We start from the raw sequence: 21,748 nt of genomic DNA on the forward strand, positions 1-21,748 counted from the left end.
GATTATGACGTATTTGATTCGACAGGCCTCCGTGCTCGGTGGCGAACGCGCCGACGTGCTGATCAGTGACGGCAAGATCGCCGAGATCGGCACCATCCCCGCGGCCGAGGGCGCCACGGTGATCGACGCCGCCGGCATGGTGCTGCTGCCGGGCCTCGTGGACCCGCACACCCACCTGCGCGAACCGGGCCGCGAAGACGCCGAAACGGTGGAGACCGGGTCGAAGGCCGCCGCCAAGGGCGGCTACACCGCGGTGCACGCGATGGCCAATTCCACCCCGGTGGCCGATACCGCCGGCGTCGTGGAGCAGGTCTACGAACTGGGCCGCAAGGCCGGCTGGGTGGACGTCCGCCCGGTGGGTGCGGTCACCGTGGGCCTCGGCGGCGCGCAGCTGAGCGAAATCGGCGCGATGGCCGACTCGCGCGCCAAGGTACGCATGTTCTCCGATGACGGCATCTGCGTCTCGGACCCGCTGCTGATGCGCCGCGCGCTGGAATATGTGAAGGCCTTCGACGGGGTGATCGCCCAGCACGCCCAGGAGCCACGGCTCACCGAGGGTGCGCAGATGAACGAGGGAGAGGTCTCCGCGGTGCTCGGCATGGCCGGCTGGCCGGCGGTGGCCGAAGAGTCGATTATCGCCCGCGACGTGCTGCTGGCCGAGCATGTCGGCGCGCGCCTGCACGTGTGCCACGTCTCCACCGCCGGCTCGGTGGAGATCATCCGCTGGGCCAAGGCCCGCGGCATCCAGGTCACCGCCGAGGTCACCCCGCACCACCTGTTGCTGACCGATGAGTTGGTCAAGACCTTCGACCCGGTGTTCAAGGTCAACCCGCCGCTGCGCCGCGAAGAGGACGTGCTGGCGCTGCGCGCCGGCGTCGCCGACGGCACCATCGACGTGATCGGCACCGACCACGCACCGCACCCCTCCGAGGCCAAGGACTGCGAATGGGGAGCGGCCGCGATGGGCATGACGGGGCTGGAGACCGCCCTGTCGATCGTGCAGCACACGCTGGTGGAGACCGGCCTGCTTTCCTGGGCCGACGTCGCCCGGATCACCTCGCAGACCCCGGCGAAGATCGGCAGCCTGAGCGATCAGGGCCGGCCTATCGCCGTGGGGGAGCCGGCCAACCTGACCCTGGTCGATCCGGCAGCGCGCTGGATCGTCGACCCTTATGCAATGGCCACCAAGGGGCGCAACTCGCCGTTCGCCGGCATGGAGCTGCCCGGGGCCGTGCATGCCACCTTCTACCACGGCCACGCCACGGTGCTCGATGGCGCGCTGGCCAGCCCGCGGGTAGCCAATGACTAGCGGCGAACTCACCTCGGCGCTGGTCACCCTCGGGATCGTCGTACTGTTCTGTGCGCTGATCCTGATCGGCTGGCGCAATATGAAACGCCGGCAGTCCGGCATCCCGGCGCCCTACGCCGGGTTCGCGGACCGGCGCGAGCACAGCTTCGAGGGCATGTACGTGGCCACCACCCGGTTCGAGGACTGGCTTGACCGGATCGCCGTGCACCAGCTCGGGGTCCGCGCCAACGCCAGCCTGGAGCTCGGCGAGGCCGGCATCCACCTGATGCGCCCGGGCACCAGCGATGTGCACATTCCCTGGACCGCCTACGTGAAGGTGACCCGCTCCTCGGGCATGGTCGGAAAGTTCGTCGAAAAAGACGGGCTGATCGTGATCACCTGGGTGAAGGATGATTTCACCTTCGACACCGGATTCCGTCCTCGCTACCACGAGGACACCGCCAAGATTTATCAGTTGCTGGCGTCGCACCAAGCCGACGCGGCCGAGCAGGAGACAAACTAAGTGAATTCCCTGAGCAACCTACCAGCAGTGTTGGTACTCGAAGATGGCCGCATCTTCCGTGGACGCAGCTACGGCGCCGTGGGCACGACCCTCGGCGAAGCAGTGTTCACCACCGGAATGACCGGGTACCAGGAAACCCTGACCGACCCGTCCTACGCGCACCAGATCGTCGTCCAGACCTTCCCGCACGTGGGCAACACCGGCGTGAACAGCGAAGACCCGGAGTCCAAGCGCATGTGGCCCTCGGGCTATGTGGTCCGCGACGCGGCCCGCCGTCCGAGCAACTGGCGCAGCGAGCGCACCCTGGACGAGGACCTGGTCGGCTACGGCATCGTGGGCATCCGCAACGTGGACACCCGGGCGCTGACCCGCCACCTGCGCGACGCGGGCGCCATGAAGTCCGGCATCTTCTCCGGCGAGGAGGCCAACCGCTCCGACGCGGAGCTCGTCGCGCTGGTCAAGGCGCAGCCGGCAATGGCCGGGCGGAACATCTCCGCGGAGGTCTCCGTGGACAAGGCCTACACCGTGGAACCTGCCGAGCACGGCTTCACCGGCGAACCGCTGCACACCGTCGCCGCCGTGGACCTGGGCATGAAGTCGATGACCCCGCGCCGCCTGGCCGAGCGCGGACTGCGCGTGCACGTGCTGCCGCACGATGCGACCTTGGAGGATATCAAGGCCACCGGCGCCACCGGCGTGTTCTTCTCCAACGGCCCCGGCGACCCGGCCACCGCCACCAAGCAGGTGGAATTGGTCCGCTCCGTGCTGGACGTCGGCATGCCGTACTTCGGCATCTGCTTCGGCAACCAGATCCTGGGCCGCGCGCTGGGCTTCGACACCTACAAGCTGCGCTTCGGGCACCGCGGGATCAACCAGCCGGTGATGGACAAAGCCACCGGGCGGGTGGAGATCACCAGCCAGAACCACGGCTTCGCCGTCGACGCGCCGTTGGAGGGAGCCGTCACCGCACCGGTGGCCCGCTTCGGCCAGGTGGAGGTCTCGCACTTCTCGCTGAACGACCGCGTGGTCGAGGGCCTGTCCTGCCTGGACATCCCGGCGTTCTCCGTGCAGTACCACCCGGAGGCAGCATCCGGCCCCCACGATGCCGCCTACCTATTCGACCGTTTCGTTTCCGCGATGAATTCCGCCGCAGATAAGGACAGCAAGTAATGCCTAAGCGCACCGATCTCAACTCAGTACTCGTCATCGGTTCGGGTCCGATCGTCATCGGCCAGGCGGCCGAATTCGACTACTCCGGCACCCAGGCCCTGCGCGTGCTCAAGGAGGAGGGCCTGCGGGTCATCCTGGTCAACTCCAACCCGGCCACCATCATGACCGACCCGGAATTCGCCGACGCCACCTACGTGGAGCCGATCACCCCGGAGGTCGTGGAGAAGATCATCGCCAAGGAACGCCCGGACGCGATCCTTCCCACCCTGGGCGGCCAGACCGCGCTGAACACCGCCATCGCGCTGGACAAGTCCGGCGCCCTGGAAAAGTACAACGTCGAGCTGATCGGCGCGAATATCGAAGCCATCGAGCTGGGCGAGGACCGCGAGAAGTTCAAGGGCGTTGTCGAGCGCTGCGGCGCCGAGTCCGCCAAGTCGGTCATCGTGCACACCCTGGAGGAGGCCTTCGCCGCCGTCGAGATCCTGAACTACCCGGTGGTGGTGCGTCCTTCGTTCACCATGGGCGGGCTGGGCTCGGGCATGGCCTACAACGCCGAGGACCTGCGCCGCATCGCCGGCGCCGGGCTGCAGTACTCGCCGACCACCGAGGTGCTCCTGGAGGAGTCCATCCTGGGCTGGAAGGAATACGAGCTGGAGATGATGCGCGACAAGAACGACAACGTCGTGGTCGTCTGCTCCATCGAGAACTTCGATCCGGTCGGCGTGCACACCGGCGACTCGATCACCGTCGCACCGGCGATGACGCTGACCGACCGCGAATACCAGAACCTGCGCGACATCTCCATCGCGGTCATCCGCGAGGTGGGCGTGGACACCGGCGGCTGCAACATCCAGTTCGCCATCGAGCCGGACACCGGCCGCGTGGTGGTCATCGAGATGAACCCGCGCGTCTCGCGTTCCTCCGCGCTGGCCTCCAAGGCCACCGGCTTCGCGATCGCCAAGATCGCCACCAAGCTGGCCGTGGGCTACACCCTGGATGAGATCCCGAACGACATCACGAAGAAGACCCCTGCCTCCTTCGAGCCGGCCCTGGACTACGTGGTCGTCAAGGTCCCGCGCTTCGCCTTCGAGAAGTTCCCGGCCGCCGACAAGACGCTGACCACCACGATGAAGTCCGTCGGCGAGGCGATGGCCCTGGGCCGCAACTTCACCGAGGCGCTGCAGAAGGCCCTGCGCTCGCTGGAGCAGAAGGGCTCCGAGCTGTCCTTCGAGCCGATCCCGGAAGCGGAGCACGAGGCCGTGCTGGCCTCGATCGTCAAGGGCTCGACCGAGCGCCTGTCGCTGGTCCAGCGCCTGCTGTTCTCCGGGGTATCCATCGAGAAGCTGTTCGAAACCACCGCCATCGATCCGTGGTACCTGGATCAGCTGGCGCTGATCAACGAGACCGCGCAGCTGATCGCCGCGAACAAGGACCTGTCCGAGGAGCTGCTGCGCGAGGCCAAGCGCCACGGCTTCTCCGACGCGCAGATCGCGGCCTTGACCGGCAAGTCCGAGGCGGTCATCCGCGGGATCCGCCACGCGCTGGGCGTGCGCCCGGTCTACAAGACCGTGGACACCTGCGCGGCCGAGTTCGAGGCGTTCACCCCGTACATGTACTCGACCTATGACGAGGAAACCGAGGTGCTCGAGCATCAGAAGCCTTCGGTGATCATCCTCGGCTCCGGGCCGAACCGCATCGGCCAGGGCATCGAATTCGACTACTCCTGCGTGCACGCGGTGATGGCATTGCGCGCCGCCGGGCACGACACCGTGATGATCAACTGCAACCCGGAAACCGTGTCCACCGACTACGACATCTCCGACCGCCTGTACTTCGAGCCGCTGACCCTGGAAGATGTGCTGGAAATCATCCACGCCGAGGAGCAGTCCGGCGGGGTGCTCGGCGTCTTCGTGCAGCTGGGCGGGCAGACCCCGCTGAAGCTCGCCGCCGAGCTGAAGGCCGCCGGCGTGCCGATCCTGGGCACCTCCCCGGAGGCCATCGACCTGGCCGAGCACCGCGGCGCCTTCCAGCAGGTGCTGGACAACGCCGGGCTGATCGCCCCGAAGAACGGCACCGCGGTGTCATTCTCCGATGCGAAGACCATCGCGGACTCCATCGGCTACCCGGTGCTGGTGCGCCCGAGCTACGTGCTCGGCGGACGCGGCATGGAAATCGTGTATGACGAGGCGCATCTGGAGCGCTACATCGCCAACGCCACCGAGATCACCGTGGACCACCCGGTGCTGGTGGACCGCTTCCTGGAAGACGCCATCGAGATCGACGTGGACGCCCTGTTCGACGGCACCGACCTGTACATCGGCGGCATCATGGAGCACATCGAAGAGGCCGGCATCCACTCCGGCGACTCTTCGTGCACCCTGCCTCCGATCACCTTGGGCCCGGATGTGCGCGACCGCGTGGCGGCAGCCACCCGGGCCATCGCCGAGGGCGTGGGCGTGCGCGGGCTGATCAACATCCAGTTCGCGCTGGCAAGCGACATCCTCTACGTGATCGAGGCGAACCCGCGTGCCTCGCGCACCGTGCCGTTCACCTCGAAGGCCACCGGCGTGCAGCTGGCCAAGGTCGCCGCCCTGATCGGCGTCGGGCACAGCATCGCCGAACTGCGCGGCACCTCGCTGCCGGCCACCGGCGACGGCACCCACCTGCCGGATTCGGCACCGATCGCGGTGAAGGAAGCGGTGCTTCCGTTCGCTCGCTTCCGCACCCCGGAGGGCAAGGTCGTCGACTCGCTGCTGGGCCCTGAGATGCGCTCCACCGGCGAGGTGATGGGCATCGACAAGTACTTCGACACCGCCTTCGCCAAGTCCCAGGCGGCGGCGAACAACCCGCTGCCAACCGGCGGCAAGGTCTTCGTCTCGGTCGCCAACCGCGACAAGCGCTCCATCGTGATCCCGGTCAAGCACCTGGCCGACATCGGGTTCGAGATCCTGTCCACCGGCGGCACCGCCGAGGTGCTGCGCCGCAACGGCATCCCGACCCAGGTGGTGGGCAAGGTCCACGAGGGCGGCGAGTCGATCGTGGACTTGATCAACGCCGGCCAGATCGGCCTGATCCTGAACACCCCGACGGGCTCCGAGGCCCGCGGGGACGGCTACGAGATCCGTGCCGCCGCCGTGTCTGTGGGCACCCCGATCATCACCACCGTGGCCGAATTCGGCGCCTGCGTGCAGGCCATCGACGCGCTGCGCGAATACGAGTGGGACGTCACCAGCCTGCAGGAGCACGACAAGAACCTGCGCGGGGCCCGCAATGCCTAACTTCGGAACCCGCCTTCGGGCGGCGATGGAGGCCTCGGGGCCCCTGTGTGTGGGCATCGACCCGCACCCGGGGCTGCTTCAGGCGTGGGGGCTGGAAAACAGCGCCGCCGGAGTGCGATCTTTCTCACTGACCGTGGTGGAAGCCATGGTCGGGGTGGCCGCAATTCTCAAGCCGCAGGTCGCTTTGTATGAGCGATTTGGCTCGGCCGGATTCGCCGCCCTGGAAGAAACTCTGCGCGCAGCAAAATCCGCGGGAATTTTAACCCTCGCGGATGCCAAGCGTGGCGACATCGGATCGACCATGGCGGCCTATGCGACCGCGTGGCTGGACGATGCCTCGCCACTGGCCAGCGACGCGGTGACGCTGAGCCCATACCTGGGCTACGAGTCCCTGCGCCCGGCCATAGACCTGGCCGCGCAGACCGGTCGTGGAGTGTTCGTCTTGGGGCTGACTTCGAACCCGGAGGGGCCCTCAGTGCAGCATGTAGGCGGGGGAAAGTCGGTTGCAAAATCGATTATTGACCAAGTCAGTGCCGAAAATGCGGGTGCTGAAGATATGGGCCACGTGGGCCTGGTGGTCGGCGCAACGATTGGCGATGCCCCCAAGAAATTGGGCATCGACCTGAGCCTGACCAAGGCTCCCTTGCTCACCCCGGGCCTCGGTGCCCAGGGGGCTACGGCACAGGATATCGCCACCGCTTTCGCCGGCAGCTACCGCCAGGTGCTGGGCACGAGCAGCCGCGACATCCTCCAGGCGGGGCCTAGTGTAAACGCATTGCGTGCAAAAGCATCGCAAGTACGCGATGAATTATTGGCCGCAGGCTAAATAACTAGCAGAATCGCGTTGTGGCTATTACAGTTTCTGGTAGCCACAACGCGATTACTCTTGCAATAACCGCGTTTGATCGCTATGTTCACAACATAGCCATAGTCCACTACACATTAAGGATGGCTGAACGATGGTACTGCGAGAACTCTCAGACGAAGACCGCATCCGGGCTCGCGCCAAGGCATTGGCCGCCCGCACCCGCCGTGCGGAAATTAAAGCCCAGTTCAGTGCCGGCAAAATCTCCATCACGGAGGTACTAGACTTGGTATACGAAGATGAGGCTGTGGGACGCATGCGTGTCATGGACCTCTTGGAGTCGGTGCCGGGTGTCGGTGAAGTGCGCGCAGCGAACCTGCTGGAGCGTCTTGGCATTTCCCCTTCGCGTCGCTTGCGCGGATTGGGACGCAAACAGCGCACGGCAATCACCGAACACTTCAAACAATCTCCGCCAAAAACGAAAGTGTAGTCAATGACCGCTGCGTCGGTAACCGTTCTAGCCGGCCCTACGGCCGTAGGCAAGGGCACCGTCTCTACCTACATCCGTGACAATTATCCTGATGTCTGGCTCTCGGTGTCGGCAACGACACGAGAGCCTCGGCCGGGGGAACAAGACGGAGTCCACTACTTCTTTGTGGGCCCAGAAAAGTTCCATCAGCTGGTGGACAACGACGACATGCTGGAATGGGCGGTGGTGCACGGGCGCAATAGCTACGGCACCATTCGCTCTACGGTTAATGACGCGGTGGCCAACGGCAAGAAAGTACTGCTGGAAATAGATTTGCAGGGCGCGAGGCAGGTTAAAGAGACGCTGCCCGACGCGAAGTTCGTCTTTTTGGCCCCGCCATCCTGGGACGAATTGGTGCGCCGGCTGATCGGGCGCGGTACCGAAACCGCCGATGAGCAGCAGCGCCGGCTAGAAACCGCTAAACTGGAACTTGCGGCCGAATCAGAATTCGATGTAACCATCGTCAATGATGATGTTCCACGTGCCGCCGAAGAGCTTGTTGCCCTCATGGGGCTGAAGAATGACTAAAGGGAGTCCTGTGTCCAATCTAGAGGGAATCATTAACCCATCGATCGACTCGTTGCTTGAGACCAACGACTCGAAGTACGCGCTGGTGCTGAATTCGGCCAAGCGCGCACGCCAGATCAACGCCTACTACGCGCAGCTGAACGAAGGCCTGTTCGAGTATGTTGGTCCATTGGTTGAGACCAAGTTGAATGAAAAGCCATTGACCATCGCACTTCGCGAACTGGACAATCAGCTGCTCAAGGTCTCGCGGGCCGAGGTCACCGAAGACTAATAGCAAAGATGGCGTCCCGAGCGGACGCCATCTTTTTCTTTAACCACCAGGTTATAAATCACCAAGGATGAACTGCGTGAAGCGTATCGTTTTGGGCGTCTCGGCCGGGATCGCCGCCTATAAGTCAGTGTTGTTGCTTCGCCTGCTGCGCGAGGCCGGACATCATGTGGACGTAATTCCCACCGAGAATGTGGCCAACTTCGTAGGCTACGCCACCTGGGAGGCCCTTTCCGGCAACCCGGTGACCTCCAAGGTCTTCGACGCCGTCGAATCGGTTAACCACGTGCGCCTAGGCCAGCAGGCAGATCTGGTGCTCGTCGTCCCGGCTACCGCGGACATCATGGCCAAGGCCGCGGCCGGGATCGCCGATGATCTGTTGACCGGCACGCTGCTTGCCACCCGCGCCCCGGTGGTAATGGCCCCGGCCATGCATACCGAAATGTGGCAGCACCCGGCCACACGCGCAAATGTCGACACGCTGCGCGGCCGCGGGGTGACGGTTGTCGAACCGGCCAGCGGGCGCCTGACCGGCAAGGACACCGGCCCCGGAAGGCTTCCGGAGCCCGAAGAGATCTTCGCCGAGATCGCACCCTTGCTGAGCACCCCGATGCTTGCCGGACAGCGCGTCCTGATTACCGCCGGGGGCACGCGCGAGCCGCTGGACCCGGTGCGCTTCCTGGGCAACCGCTCCTCGGGCCGCCAAGGCGTGGCACTGGCGCAGGCCGCCCGTGACGCCGGCGCGCAGGTGACACTGCTCGCGACGCATCTTGAGGTCCCGGCCCCGCACGGGGTCCGCCTGGTCCACGCTTCCAGCGCACTGGAACTTCGTGCGGCCGTTTTTGCCGAAGCGCCGGGAAACGACGTGCTGATCATGAACGCGGCCGTCGCCGACTTCCGCCCGGCCTCCATCGAGAATTCGAAGATCAAGAAACGCGACGAGCACTCCGCCCCGGTGATCACCCTGGTGCGCAATCCGGACATCCTCGCCGAGGTGGTCCAGGCGCGTTCCGCGGACGCCACGCTGCCCGGGCTGATCGTTGGCTTCGCCGCCGAGACGGGCGATGAGCACGGCAGCGTGCTGGACTACGGCCGTTCCAAGCTCGAACGCAAGGGCTGCGAAATGCTGGTGGTCAACGAGGTCGGCGCGCAGCTGACCTTCGGGGAAGACACCAATAGCGTTCAGGTGCTTTTCGCCTCGAAGGCGCCCAGCGTGCAGGCTAAGGGAAGCAAGCTTGACGTGGCACGGGTCGTCATAGAGCAGATCGCCGACGCAATAATCGGACATTCACGCGTCACAAAGTGAGCCGCGCCATATAGCGCTTGGTCACGTAACGTCGCAACTAAAAACAATCGGTCGGTCAGACCAGATAGAGTAAAAAGGTGACTTCAACTAGCCCCGAACTTCGTCTTTTCACCTCGGAATCCGTCACCGAGGGACACCCAGACAAGATTTGCGACCAGATCTCGGATGCAATCCTCGACGCCATGCTGGCGCAGGATCCGAACTCCAAGGTTGCTGTCGAAACGCTGACCACCACCGGACTGGTGCATGTGGCCGGCGAGGTAACCACCAACGGTTATGTCGAGATCCCCGAGATCGTGCGCAGCACCATTCTGGATATCGGATATGACTCCTCGGCCAACGGCTTCGACGGCGCCCGCTGCGGCGTGTCGGTCTCCATCGGCCAGCAGTCCCAGGAAATCCACGACGGCGTGTTCAACTCGCTGGAATCCCGTGAGGGAACCGCCGAAGGCCCGCGCGACCTGCAGGGCGCCGGCGACCAGGGCCTGATGTTCGGCTACGCCTCGGATGAAACCGACTCGCTGATGCCAACCCCGATCTTCCTCGCCCACCGCCTCTCCGAGCGGTTGACCCAGGTGCGCAAGAACGGACGCATGCCGTTGCTGCGCCCGGACGGCAAGACCCAGGTGACCATCGGCTACGACGGGGATACCCCGGTCTCGGTGGATACCGTGGTGGTTTCCAGCCAGCACGCCGCCGAGTACGAGCTGGAGACCCTGAAAGCCGATCTCGCCGAAGAGGTGGTTGCGCCGATTCTGGAGCGCGCCAATCTGGATACCTCGAATGTGAAAATCATTCTGAACCCTTCGGGCCCGTTCGTCATCGGCGGTCCGGTGGGCGACGCCGGGTTGACCGGCCGCAAGATCATCGTGGACACCTACGGCGGTTTCGCTCGCCACGGCGGCGGCGCGTTCTCCGGCAAGGACCCCTCGAAGGTCGACCGTTCGGCGGCCTACGCGATGCGCTGGGTAGCCAAGAACGTCGTCGCAGCGGGCCTGGCCCGCCGCGCCGAGGTGCAGGTGGCCTACGCGATCGGCGTGGCACGTCCGGTGGGGCTCTACGTGGAGACCTTCGGCAGCGAAACCGTTGACCCGGCCAAGATCACCCACGCCATCAACGAGATCTTCGACCTGCGCCCGCTGGGCATTATCGAAGACCTGGACCTGTTGCGTCCGATCTACCGCAAGACCGCCGCGCACGGCCACTTCGGCCGCGACGACAACGATTTCACTTGGGAGCGTCTGGACCGCGTGGACGCGTTGCGCAACTGGTTCAACGCCTAGGAACCATGTGCAGCAGGATGCCCTGATCTCAGCACCCGAGCCGGCCCGCATCAAACGGGTTGCTCGGGTGCTGATTGATTCTTCGGTCCCGCACCTGGACCGGCTCTTCGACTACGAGATCCCGCCCTCGATGGTCCAATGCGCGATGGTGGGTGCTCGCGTCAAGGTGCCCTTCGGCCCGCAGCAGCTGCCCGGATTCATCACCGAAATCCTCGAAGACCATCCCTCGCCTATCAAGCTGAAGGCGCTGGCGAAACTGGTCAGCGACCAGGTCGTATTGCACCGTGCGGTCTTCGAGGTCGCCGAGCTGGTGGCCAACCGCTATGCCGGCACCGTGTGGGATGTGGTGCGCCTAGCGGTGCCGCCGCGCGCGGCGAAGGTGGAAAAAGAAGAGCTGCTCGACCAGCTGCCCACCCTGCCCGAATCACCGAATCAGCTGGAGCACTACGAGCAGGGCGCCCAAGCGCTGCAAGCCTGGGCCAACGGGGACACGCTGCGGGCGGTGGCCACCTGGGTGCCGAACTTCTTTGGCTCCTGGCCAGGATTCCTGCTTGATGCCTGCCGCCCGGTGCTGGCGCGCAAGGAACGGGTCCTGCTCTTGGTGCCCGACGCCAGCGACCTGGAACGCCTAGCCGAGCATCTGGACGAGCACTATGGCAAGGACTGCTATGCGCGTCTGCAGGCCGATGACGGGCCCACTCCGCGCTACCGGAATTTCTTGCGCGCCATCGGCGGCCACGTGCACATCGTGATCGGCACGCGTTCGGCTGCCCAATGCCATGTGCCCGATCTTGGGCTGATCGTGTTGTGGCAGGACTCGGACCAATCCCATCGCGAGCAACGCGCGCCCTACCAGCATGCGCGCGAGGTGGCACTGCTGCGCAGCACGCATGGCAACTGCTCGTTGCTGATCGCGTCGCCGTCACGTTCGGTGGAGGCCCAACGCCTGGTCGCCACCGGCTGGGCCATCGAGTTGAAGATGCCGCGCGAGATTTTGCGCGCACACACCGCCCGCGTGGTGGCGACCACCAACGATTTTGAACTGGAACGAGATCCGGTGCTGGCCCGGGCGCGGATCCCGTCCCTTGCCTGGCGTGAGGCCACCAAGGCCCTGGAAAGCGGACCGGTGCTGGTCCAGGTGGCCCGCACCGGGTTCATGCCCGCCTTGGCCTGCCAGGACTGCCGCACGCTCGCGCGCTGCCCGCAATGCCAAGGTCCGCTGCAACTGGGCGGCTCCGGTCATCATGTGGCCTGCAAATGGTGCGGAGAGCAGTATCGCGAGTACCGGTGCGCAGAGTGCAATTCACCGCGCATCCGAGCCGCCAGCATCGGCGCCGACCGCACCGCCGACGAGTTGGGTCTCGCCTTCCCGAAGGTGCCGGTGATTTCCTCCACCGGCGCGAAGCCGGTGCGCCGGCTGAGCGACAAGCCGGCGCTTGTCGTCGCCACACCGGGGGTCGAACCCTTCGTGGAAGCCGGATACCGCGCGGTGCTCCTCTTGGACGCCGACAAGATGATGGCCCATGACTCCTTGCGCAACACCGAAGAGGTGCTCAGCCGGTGGTTCACCGCAGCCTCCCTGGCCAGCAGCTCCGGGGTCGTGGTGCTCACCGGGACGCCGAGCCCGGCCGGGGCCGCGCTGGTCCGGTACGACCCGGCGAGCTTTGCCGAGCGGGAGCTGGGGGAGCGGCGTGAACTTGGCCTGCCCCCAGCGGTGCGCAGCGCCGTGATCTCCGGCCCCGGGGCCGAACGGTTGATCGCCGCGCTGGACCCGGCAATGCGCGAACGGCTTCAGATCCATGGGCCGACCATTATCGACGGGCCACCGATCGAACACCGCTATGTGGTCTTCTACTCCTACGCCGAGGGCGCGGCAGTGACCTCGACCCTGCGCGCCCTGCGCGCGCGGATGTCCGCGGCCAAGGACCCGGTGGTCAATATCGCGGTGGATCCCGACGAGGTGCTCTGATCGACGCCTAGGCGTCGATCCGGGCCAGGAACTTGGTGATCGCCGCGGCGGTCTCGGGTGCTTTTTCGTAGTGGATCAGGTGCCCGACGTCTTCGAGCATCACCAGTTCGGCTTGGGTGAAGCTCGTCCGCAAGGCTTCCTGGGTTTGCGCAGTGCCCAGCTCATCGAGCATGCCGCCAACCAGCAACGCCGGGATGCCGATGGCCCGGGCGTACCCGCCCACCGTGCAGCTGATCGATGCCTGGTAGGACTGGGCCAGGGTGTCGCGCGAATGGAAGCCGCCGAAGTAGGCGCGGTGCTGCTCGCGCACGTACGCGCGCATCGCCGGATCCTTGCTTTTGGTCATGACCAGGCTCATCGCATCGGAGAAGAGCCTCGAGCGGAGCACCGCCTCGCCTAGGGGCGCAGGGAGTTTGGCGCACAGCGTGTAGTAGCAGCCGGTGAGCTTGGCGATGAAGGCTTGGGAGGATTCGAGGGCCAACTCGGAGATGGGATTGAGCAGCAGCAAGGCGGAAAAGTTGCGCTGCGTGGCGAGTTTGGCAGCGACCAGCGAGCCGAAGGAATGCCCGAGCAAGATGCTGTGCGCAGGCAGCCGAAGTTCGTCGGCCAGGTCGTTGAGCGCCAGGGCATAGCCGTCGACGTCGTGGGCCAGCTGCATCGAGGTGGATTCGCCGAACCCCGGCAGATCCGGCACGATGATCGTATATTGCGGCAGCTGCTCGATGATCCGGGTCAGTCCGTGATGATCCCCGCGGAATCCATGGATCGCAAAGATGACCCCGGCGCTGCTTGCGGTGCTGGCCGGATAGCTGAAGACCCTGGTTCTCGAGCCGTGCAGGGCGTGGGTGGTAACCAATTCGGTGCGTGGGCTCATAATTTCAAGCCTACCCGTCCAAGAGGGCCATGGCGGTGCCCTCGTCTATGACCAGTTCGGTGATCAGCCCGCCATTGAGTGCGCCGCGAACGGCGTTGATCTTGCCTCGGCCGGCCACCACGCAGAAGCGCCGTGGCACCTGGCGCAGCGCGGCGAGGGTGGGGCCGGTAGCGCGGGCATTGATCTCGATTTCCGCGTCATTTCCATGCTTGTCGAAGAACACGGTGGCGACGTCACCCACCACGCCCTTCTCTCGCAGTTGCTTTGTTTCGGCTTCGCTCAGGTAGCCGCCGCGGTACACCTGGGAGGCGAGTTTTGAGTCGGCCGCGCCGAGCGAGAAGACTGCCAGATTCATTTCCTCCTGAATATTCAGCACGCGTCGCACGGAAGTTTCCTGCCACATCGCCTCCCGCGTGCTGGCCTTGTCGAAGAAGGCCGGGACCGGGAACTGTTCGGTGCGCGCGGTGAAGGCCTGGCCGAAGCGGGTGAGGATTTCGCTTGCATAGCGCACCCCGCTGGACACCGGGTTGGCGGCCCCATTCAATTGGACGACCACCGAATCATGGGTGGGGTGGCTGTTCAACGCGGCGGAAACCGCTTGCATGGTTTGCCCCCAGGCCACACCAACGGTCATCGATGAGGAGACCATGGTGCCCAGCAGGTAGGCCGCGTGCGCCGAAACGCGTTGGAGGAGTTCGGTATCATCCATCGAACCGTCGGTAGGCACCAAATGCACGCTGATCCCGTATTGCTCGGTAAGCTGATTGCCGAGCAGCGCGGACATATTTGCGGAAGGGTTGATCTTCACCGACACCATGCCGGTGCGTTTGGCGTGGGCGAGCAGGCGGGAGACCGTGGAGCGCGAAACCCCGAGCTCACGGGCGATCACCTCCATTTTGATGTCCTGCAGGTAATACAGCTGGGCCGCACGCAGCGCATCCTTCGCCTTGGGGCTGGCTTGCACGGATGTGCCAGGATTTGGCAGTTTGTACGGACCGGAGCTGGGGGATATCTGCATCAATGGGACCATTTCTGCACGTTTGTGCATTTCGTTTGACCGTTTCGTTCCATGGTGACCAGACTAACTGTTGACACGTACCAATCGTCAATAAAGGGGCATGTAATCGTGAATCGGGACCAGCTAGAGCAACTACGTGCACGGCCAAAGGCGCGCGTGCTCGTTGTCGGCGGCGGCATTAATGGCGTAGCAACTTTCCGCTACCTGGCGATGCAGGGAATCGATGTGGCGCTCGTGGAACGCGGGGACTACTGCCAGGGCGCCTCGGGCGCCAGCTCGCATATGATCCACGGTGGCATCCGCTACCTGGAAAACGGAGAGTTCCGTCTGGTCCACGAATCGGTGCAGGAACGCAACTCCCTCCTGGAAATCGCACCGCACTATGTGAAACCGCTGCAGACCACGATCCCGATCTTCTCCACCTTCTCCGGCATGCTCAGCGCTCCGATGCGCTTCTTGAGCCACAAGTCGGGAAAGCCTACCGAACGAGGTGCGGCGCTCATCAAGGCCGGCCTGATCATGTATGACGTCTTCGCCGGCATCGGCGGACGCAATACCCCATGGCACAACTTCAAGGGAGCCAAGGCCGCCCGCAAGGATCTGCCCGCTTTGCGCGACGATGTGAAGTACACCGCCACCTACTTCGATGCCTCGGTGCACAACCCCGAGCGGCTCACCCTGGACGTCTTGCGCGACGGCCTGAAGGCCAGCGACCAAGCGCGCGCCTCGAACTACGTGGAGCTTGCCGGAGTTGAATCGGGAACCGCGAAATTGCGCGATGTGCTCACCGGCGCGGAATTCGATTTCGACGCCGAGGTCATCATCAATGCCACCGGCGCTTGGGTCGACCTGACCAACGCGGAGCTTGGCAAGGAAACCAAGTGGACCGGTGGCACCAAGGGCTCGCACATCGTGCTGGACCACCCGGAACTGCTTGCCGCCACCGGCGGGCGTGAGATCTTCTTCGAAAACGAAGACGGCCGCATCGTGCTGATCTACCCGATGCTCGGCCGCGTCCTGGTGGGCACCACCGACTTGGAACACGATATGCGTGATCCTGCGGTGTGCACCGAGGAGGAAGTGGACTACTTCTTCGACCTGATCCAGCAGGTCTTCCCGCGGATCGCCGTGGCTAAGGAAGATATCGTCTACAAATTCTCCGGCGTGCGTCCGCTGCCAAATCACGACGATACCGCTCCTGGCTTCGTCTCGCGCGATTACCAGGTGAAGGAAACCCGCCTGACCGATAGCACGACGATGCTCTCGCTGATCGGCGGCAAGTGGACCACCTTCCGCGCGCTGGCCGAGAACCTCGGGGGCAAGGCGCTGGATTTCCTGGGCGAAAGCGCGAAAGTCAGCACCGAAGGTGTGGCCATCGGCGGCGGCAAGAACTTCCCGAAGAACGACGGCGAGCTTGCCGCCTGGTATGCCGCCCGCGAGCAACGTGCACCGCATTCACGCCTGCGCGTGTTGCTTGAGCGCTACGGCACCGGGGCAGACAACGTGCTGGAGCAGCTCGGTCAGCACGAGCAGCTCCTGGAGCACAGCAGTGAACTGTCCGTGGAAGAACTTGCCTACCTGGTTGAGCATGAGCAGGTGGGCCGCCTGATTGACGTGTTCATCCGGCGCACCAACCTCGCCTTCCGCGGGTTAGTCACCAAAAATTTGGTCATCGAGGTCGCCTCGCACCTCGTGACACCAATGGGCTGGGATCAGTCCCAGACCGAAGCCGAGATCGACCATTCGCTCTCGGTACTTGCAGATAGCCATGGGGTCATCCTCGCGTAACCTGCACCGGCCGGCGGCAGGTTGCCGTCGGCCTACGAAATCACTAAGAGGTCAACGTTGTCCACTCACGTGTTTCTTGCCGAACTAGCCGGCACATTCATTCTCCTACTCATGGGCGGCGGTGTCTGCGCCAACGTCGCGTTGAAAGGCACCCTCGGTAGCGCCGCCGGATGGCTTGCCATCAGCTTCGGCTGGGGCCTAGGCGTCTACTGCGGTGTCTGGATCGCCGGTATTTCAGGTGCTCACCTGAACCCTGCGGTGACCCTGGGCTTGATGATCAACCCAGATATCACCGAATACGCACCGGGCGTCGCAATCACCTTCGCCAACACCATGCTCTACTTCCTGGCGCAGCTCGTTGGTGCCTTCCTTGGCGCCGTTGGCGTCTGGCTGGCCTACAAAAAGCACCTCGATGACAAGCAGAACGCCGGCAATCAGCTTGGCGTCTTCGCCACCGGTCCGGCGATCCGCTCCTATGGCTGGAACGTCGTCACCGAGGTATTCGGCACGTTTGTGCTCGTCTTCGTCATCGCCGGTCTGGGAAAGACCCCGCACCAGCTCGGCCCGCTAGCGGTCGCACTGCTCGTGGTGGCCATCGGCCTGTCCCTCGGTGGAGCTACCGGCTACGCCATCAACCCAACCCGAGACCTCGGTCCGCGACTGGCACACGCTATCCTTCCTATCAAGGGCAAGGGATCTTCCGACTGGGCCTACTCCTGGGTGCCCATCACCGGTCCGGTCATCGGTGGTCTACTCGGCGGCGTCGCTGCCGGCCTGCTGTTCTAGAAAGAGAGATGTGAATCATGAGTGAAAAATATGTCATCGCCATTGACCAGGGAACGACCAGTTCCCGAGCCATCGTCTTCGATCATGCAGGCGAGGTTGTCTCGGTAGGCCAGCTGGAGCACGAACAGATTTTCCCGGCCGCAGGTTGGGTTGAGCACGACGCAGCGGAAATCTGGAACAACACCCGCGAGGTCATCGGCCAGGCCCTGTCCAAGCAAAACCTGACCCGCCACGACATCGAAGTTGTCGGCATCACCAACCAGCGCGAAACCGCTGTGGTCTGGGACAAGAACACCGGCAAGCCGGTGTACAACGCGATTGTCTGGCAAGACACCCGCACCCAGGACATCGTCGACGAGTTGGCCAAGGATGGGGGAATCGACCGCTACAAGGACCGCGTCGGCTTGCCACTGGCCACGTATTTCTCCGGAACCAAGATCAAGTGGATCCTGGACAACGTCGAAGGCGCGCGGGAGCGTGCCGAAGCCGGCGACCTGCTCTTCGGCACCACCGATTCGTGGGTGCTGTGGAACCTGACCGGCGGCGTGGACGGCGGCGTGCACGTCACCGACGTGACTAACGCTTCGCGCACCCTGTTCATGGATCTGAAGACCCTGACCTGGGATGAGCAGATTTTGGCGGACTTCGGTGTGCCAGCTTCGATGATGCCCGAGATCCGCTCCTCTTCCGAGGTTTATGGCACCGTGGCAGGCAATCAGCTGCTGCGCGAAGTACCCGTGGCCGGCATCCTGGGCGACCAGCAGGCAGCTACCTTCGGCCAGGCCGCCTTCACCGCCGGTACTGCGAAGAACACCTACGGCACCGGTTGCTTCTTGATCTTCAACACCGGCACCGAGATCGTGCATTCCTCCAACGGCTTGCTCACCACCATGGCCTATAAGCTGGGCGATGCCGCACCGGTCTATGCTTTGGAAGGCTCGATTGCCGTGGCCGGTTCGCTGGTGCAGTGGTTGCGTGACAATATCGGCATGATCGCCACGGCTCCGGAGATTGAAGAGCTGGCGGCCAAGGTGGAGGACAACGGCGGGGTCTACATCGTCCCGGCGTTCTCCGGCCTGTTCGCCCCGTACTGGCGTGCCGAGGCTCGAGGCGCCATTGTGGGTCTGACCCGCTTCGCGAATAAGAACCATATTGCCCGCGCGGCGCTGGAGGCCACCGCCTTCCAGACCCGCGAGGTGCTTGATGCGGTCAACGCCGATGCCGAGGTGCCTCTGACCGAACTGAAGGTCGACGGTGGCATGGTTGCCAACGAGAGCCTGATGCAGTTCCAGGCGGACATCCTAGGTGTTCCGGTGGTCCGTCCAAAGGTTACCGAAACCACCGCATTGGGCGCCGCATATGCCGCAGGCCTGGCCGTGGGCTTCTGGAAGGGCCTGGGCGAACTGGAAACCAACTGGTCCGAGGACAAGCGTTGGGAACCGGCCATGGGTGAAGAAGAGCGCGAGCGCAGCCTGCGCCTTTGGAAGAAGGCAGTGACTCGCACCTTCGATTGGGTGGATGAGGACACGAAGGCCTAACTCGGCCGCGCCGCCCTCGACCTTGTCGATGGGCCGATAGCAGCGGACCCCGAATCAACTGATGATCGTTGATTCGGGGTCCGCTGTCGTTAACCCTCGGCGCCGGGACATCACTCGTCGTTCTCCGGTGGCTCCGGACCGGCTACATCGGGGTCGGGCGCATCACCGAGCTGCAGCGCGTCCCAATAGGTGTTGCGCCGCGGTTTCTGCTCCGGGTCCAGATGCGCAGGCAGGATGACGTGCGGCAAGCCGTCGACGTCCACGATCTTAAGCTGCCCGAGATGGCGGCTATGGTGGCTATCGGGGCAGACCGCCGCCCCGGATTTAACACTTGTGGTGCCACCCTCGGCCCAGGGCAGCTTATAGTGATCGATCTCCACGTGATCGGGAGCCGTGGTGCAGCCGGGCACAATGCATCCGCGATCTCGCGCCAGCACACCCATCCGCACGTAGCCCTCGTGGTAGCGTCTGGATCTTCCCATGTCCAGGGGTTGGCTGTTGCCGCCGAGCACCACGGGGATCACGTTGGCATTGGCGAGAGCCCGTCTGAGCTCGCCGGGAGGGAGCCGAACGCCGTTGGAAGTAGTCCCATAAGCGCGGTCCAGATTCTGCAGATCGCTGAGCCACATGTAGACAATGAATCGCGGGATGACCGCCTTGGCCTTGCCGCCTGCGGGGGTGGCGAGAATCGCCATGAGCGCGTTGAGCCGGCGCAGTGCGACGCTGACCTCCTCGCGGTCGGCGGCAACTTCTGCGTTGGCCGGGATGTTCTTCCCGGGCGTTGCTTCAGCATCGTCCGCTGGCAGCTCGGGTTTGGCTCCGGAGGGTTCTTCCGCTGCGCGGGCCCAGGCGGGCATGGGGTTTTCGGTGCGCAACCATGTTGGTGCTCCGGCTGTTGGCTCCTCGGCGGTGCCGGACCGGTCGATAGATTCGGCGGATTCCGCCGCCCGGGCAGCCGTTGGCTCGGTGGCGGGCTGATCGGCTGCTTCGGTGCTGCCATCGGGCTGCACGGGGGTCCGGGCTGCCTGGCCGGCCTTGGTGCGCGGGGCGCTGGCCTGCACGGCGATCGAACGGATCAGCTGGGCCTGCGTGGCTAGGGTGCGAAGAGTGAATTCGTGCACGCCTTGGACCACCGGGCCGATGAACAGCCCGAGCTTCGGTGGGAGCTTGTCGCCTTTGAGCTGCTTGTAGAGACTGATCCGGGAGCTGATGTCTTTGCGTGCTTCATCTGGCCCCAGGCTCCGCAGTGACTCGGCGGCATGCTCCTCCAGGAAGCGGCCGTCGGTGCCGCGCGCCTTCAGCTCGGTGGGCACGCCGTCGAAGGTGGTGTCGGTGGCTTCGAGCTTCTCCAGGCGACGTGCGGTGGCTGCGATGCTGCGGCGGTCGGCGCCGCCCTTGGCATAGACCTCGGCCAGCTGGGCGAAGCGCGGCTCGCAGATCGTGCCCTGCGGCGTACGGCGGCCGATGAGCAGGTGGGCATCGTCGATACGGCGTTGGGCCTCGAAGTAGTTCAGTCCGAGCCAGGCAGCGAGCAGATCGCCGGTGCTCTGATAGCAGGTGCGTCCGGCGGCTAGTTCGGGCTGCGCCTCGAAGCTGCAGGTGCCGTCGCGCAGCCCGTCGTAGGTTTCCAGACTGAGCGCGTGCGCGCCGCTGGCCTCTGCATCCAGTGCGGTGGTGAGCTGGGCGAGGTGGACCTGTTGGGAGAACTTCTCGACCAGATCCGCATGGGCCAGGACCAGGCGCGGGTCGCGGGTCTGGTGGACCAGCTGGCCGATGGCGGTGAACAAGGCCAGACAGAGGATCCCCAGGCGCACGAGCATGGCACCGGTGAGGTGCGCCCCGAGCTGAAGCGGGGCCCTGCACAGGGTGTGCAGCGCTGAGATGAGTGCTGGCGTGTTCATGCCTCCATGATTGCGCCAGATCGGCCCTGCGCCGCGGCTTCGTCCGCGGGTTGTGGATAGCCTGGCGGAATATTTCTTGCGCCGGCCTTGGGCGCGATGGAAAACCCCGGCATTTCGAATCCAGCGGGGAGCGCCTGGGCCGGAGGCATGCGGGAAGTTGAGCTGGCCGGCGGGAATGCAAGCGGGAGTGTGGTCCGCGTGGGGCGCACGGTTCGCAAACCTGCGGGGCCTTCGGCGGACTCGGTCCTCCGGTATTTACGGCATCTGCAGGGACACGGAATTGCGCTGCCCGAACATTTGGGTTTCGACGAGCGCGGGCGTCAAGTCCTCGAATTCGTCCCGGGTCCACTCGCGATGAAGCAGCCAAAGCCCGGCCCGGAGCAGTTGGCCCGCATCGGTGGCATGGTCCGGGCCATTCACGATGCGAGCGGTGACTTCGCGCCCCGGCGCGGCGAGGTCTTCGACAGCCCGATCGCGGCTCCGGGAGCCGATCTGGTGTGCCACAACGATCTGGCCCCGTGGAATCTGGTGATGGGGGAGCGCTGGGTGCTCATCGACCGGGATGCTGGCGCGCCGAGTACCAGATTGGGGGACTTGGCCTATGCCGCGCAGGCTTTTCGCGCAATGACCCGGCGGATCTCAGCGCGTTCCTCGACGGCTACCAGGCCGCTGCCCGCCATGATCGAACGGGTTGGCGCCATGCACGGGCTGCTGGAATCGTCGAATATCCGCGGCATCGAACCGTGGGGATCCATGTATGCCGACGGGCATGGGGATCATTGGGCTGCGGTGCGCGCATATTTGCAACGCCACCGGCTGGCCCTCTCCGCGGCGCTCGAGCGGCACTACGCCTAGCGCGGCACGGCTCGACGCGGTGCCGGCCGGCGGCCGGGGAA

18 protein-coding genes are annotated in these 21,748 nt (G+C 64.7%); 15 read left to right on the forward strand and 3 right to left on the reverse strand.

The window, feature by feature from the left end:
• The first annotated feature begins 4 nt into the window (after window positions 1–4).
• The 11 genes from CQ019_RS04655 (at window position 5) to CQ019_RS04705 (ending at window position 12,947) form a co-directional block, all read left to right on the forward strand.
• Window positions 5–1,309 (forward strand): dihydroorotase, encoded by a 1,305-nt coding sequence (locus tag CQ019_RS04655; RefSeq protein WP_105552155.1) that lies wholly within the window; start codon window positions 5–7, stop codon window positions 1,307–1,309.
• On the forward strand, window positions 1,302–1,811 hold the full coding sequence (locus CQ019_RS04660) for a hypothetical protein (protein WP_105552154.1): 510 nt from the start codon (window positions 1,302–1,304) through the stop codon (window positions 1,809–1,811). Before CQ019_RS04655 ends, CQ019_RS04660 begins: the two co-directional genes overlap by 8 nt.
• Entirely contained in the window at window positions 1,812–2,981 is a 1,170-nt protein-coding gene (gene carA / locus CQ019_RS04665; RefSeq protein WP_105552153.1) for a glutamine-hydrolyzing carbamoyl-phosphate synthase small subunit, read from the forward strand.
• A complete protein-coding gene (gene carB / locus CQ019_RS04670) occupies window positions 2,981–6,259 on the forward strand; it encodes a carbamoyl-phosphate synthase large subunit (RefSeq protein WP_105552152.1) in 3,279 nt (1,092 codons plus the stop codon). Before carA ends, carB begins: the two co-directional genes overlap by 1 nt.
• The gene (gene pyrF / locus CQ019_RS04675; protein WP_105552151.1) at window positions 6,252–7,085 is read left to right on the forward strand and encodes an orotidine-5'-phosphate decarboxylase; all 834 of its coding nucleotides are present in this window, start codon (window positions 6,252–6,254) and stop codon (window positions 7,083–7,085) included. Before carB ends, pyrF begins: the two co-directional genes overlap by 8 nt.
• Window positions 7,086–7,218: 133 nt before the next feature.
• Complete coding sequence (gene mihF / locus CQ019_RS04680; protein WP_047119171.1) at window positions 7,219–7,554, forward strand: integration host factor, actinobacterial type; 336 nt, start codon at window positions 7,219–7,221, stop codon at window positions 7,552–7,554.
• A 3-nt stretch (window positions 7,555–7,557) separates the two neighbouring features.
• Window positions 7,558–8,121: a guanylate kinase gene (gene gmk, locus CQ019_RS04685; RefSeq protein WP_105552150.1), complete on the forward strand. Its 564-nt coding sequence runs from the start codon at window positions 7,558–7,560 to the stop codon at window positions 8,119–8,121.
• Window positions 8,114–8,392, forward strand: coding sequence for a DNA-directed RNA polymerase subunit omega (rpoZ, locus tag CQ019_RS04690; RefSeq protein ID WP_105552149.1), 279 nt, complete (start codon window positions 8,114–8,116; stop codon window positions 8,390–8,392). The genes gmk and rpoZ overlap by 8 nt, the downstream gene beginning before the upstream one ends.
• Window positions 8,393–8,459: 67 nt before the next feature.
• Complete coding sequence (coaBC, locus tag CQ019_RS04695) at window positions 8,460–9,695, forward strand: bifunctional phosphopantothenoylcysteine decarboxylase/phosphopantothenate--cysteine ligase CoaBC (protein ID WP_105552148.1); 1,236 nt, start codon at window positions 8,460–8,462, stop codon at window positions 9,693–9,695.
• Window positions 9,696–9,772: 77 nt separating this feature from the next.
• Entirely contained in the window at window positions 9,773–10,978 is a 1,206-nt protein-coding gene (gene metK / locus CQ019_RS04700; protein ID WP_105552147.1) for a methionine adenosyltransferase, read from the forward strand.
• A gap of 7 nt (window positions 10,979–10,985) precedes the next feature.
• Window positions 10,986–12,947: a primosomal protein PriA gene (locus CQ019_RS04705; RefSeq protein ID WP_105569041.1), complete on the forward strand. Its 1,962-nt coding sequence runs from the start codon at window positions 10,986–10,988 to the stop codon at window positions 12,945–12,947.
• Window positions 12,948–12,954: 7 nt separating this feature from the next.
• Here CQ019_RS04705 and CQ019_RS04710 read toward each other — a convergent pair whose 3' ends face one another.
• Together CQ019_RS04710 and CQ019_RS04715 are read right to left on the reverse strand one after the other, a co-directional pair.
• A complete protein-coding gene (locus tag CQ019_RS04710) occupies window positions 12,955–13,821 on the reverse strand; it encodes an alpha/beta fold hydrolase (protein WP_105552145.1) in 867 nt (288 codons plus the stop codon).
• Between the two features lie 10 nt (window positions 13,822–13,831).
• A complete protein-coding gene (locus CQ019_RS04715; protein ID WP_258137250.1) occupies window positions 13,832–14,869 on the reverse strand; it encodes a sugar-binding transcriptional regulator in 1,038 nt (345 codons plus the stop codon).
• 78 nt (window positions 14,870–14,947) lie between these two features.
• Here CQ019_RS04715 and CQ019_RS04720 point away from each other — a divergent pair, with 78 nt between their 5' ends.
• Genes CQ019_RS04720 through glpK form a run of 3 tightly spaced genes read left to right on the forward strand, consistent with a single transcriptional unit; the run spans window position 14,948 to window position 18,951 of the window.
• Window positions 14,948–16,627, forward strand: coding sequence for a glycerol-3-phosphate dehydrogenase/oxidase (locus CQ019_RS04720; RefSeq protein ID WP_258133445.1), 1,680 nt, complete (start codon window positions 14,948–14,950; stop codon window positions 16,625–16,627).
• Between the two features lie 57 nt (window positions 16,628–16,684).
• Window positions 16,685–17,413: an MIP/aquaporin family protein gene (locus tag CQ019_RS04725; protein WP_105552143.1), complete on the forward strand. Its 729-nt coding sequence runs from the start codon at window positions 16,685–16,687 to the stop codon at window positions 17,411–17,413.
• A gap of 17 nt (window positions 17,414–17,430) precedes the next feature.
• Window positions 17,431–18,951 (forward strand): glycerol kinase GlpK, encoded by a 1,521-nt coding sequence (gene glpK, locus CQ019_RS04730; RefSeq protein ID WP_105569042.1) that lies wholly within the window; start codon window positions 17,431–17,433, stop codon window positions 18,949–18,951.
• Between the two features lie 110 nt (window positions 18,952–19,061).
• Here the strand turns inward: glpK and CQ019_RS04735 are convergent, their stop codons facing one another.
• Window positions 19,062–20,852 (reverse strand): HNH endonuclease signature motif containing protein, encoded by a 1,791-nt coding sequence (locus CQ019_RS04735; protein ID WP_105569043.1) that lies wholly within the window; start codon window positions 20,850–20,852, stop codon window positions 19,062–19,064.
• Window positions 20,853–21,050: 198 nt separating this feature from the next.
• Between CQ019_RS04735 and CQ019_RS04740 the strand changes: the two genes are divergently transcribed.
• Complete coding sequence (locus tag CQ019_RS04740; protein WP_308727234.1) at window positions 21,051–21,707, forward strand: aminoglycoside phosphotransferase; 657 nt, start codon at window positions 21,051–21,053, stop codon at window positions 21,705–21,707.
• Window positions 21,708–21,748: the final 41 nt, after the last annotated feature.

The organism is Arthrobacter sp. MYb229, from assembly GCF_002975405.1.
Lineage (GTDB): Bacteria > Actinomycetota > Actinomycetes > Actinomycetales > Micrococcaceae > Glutamicibacter.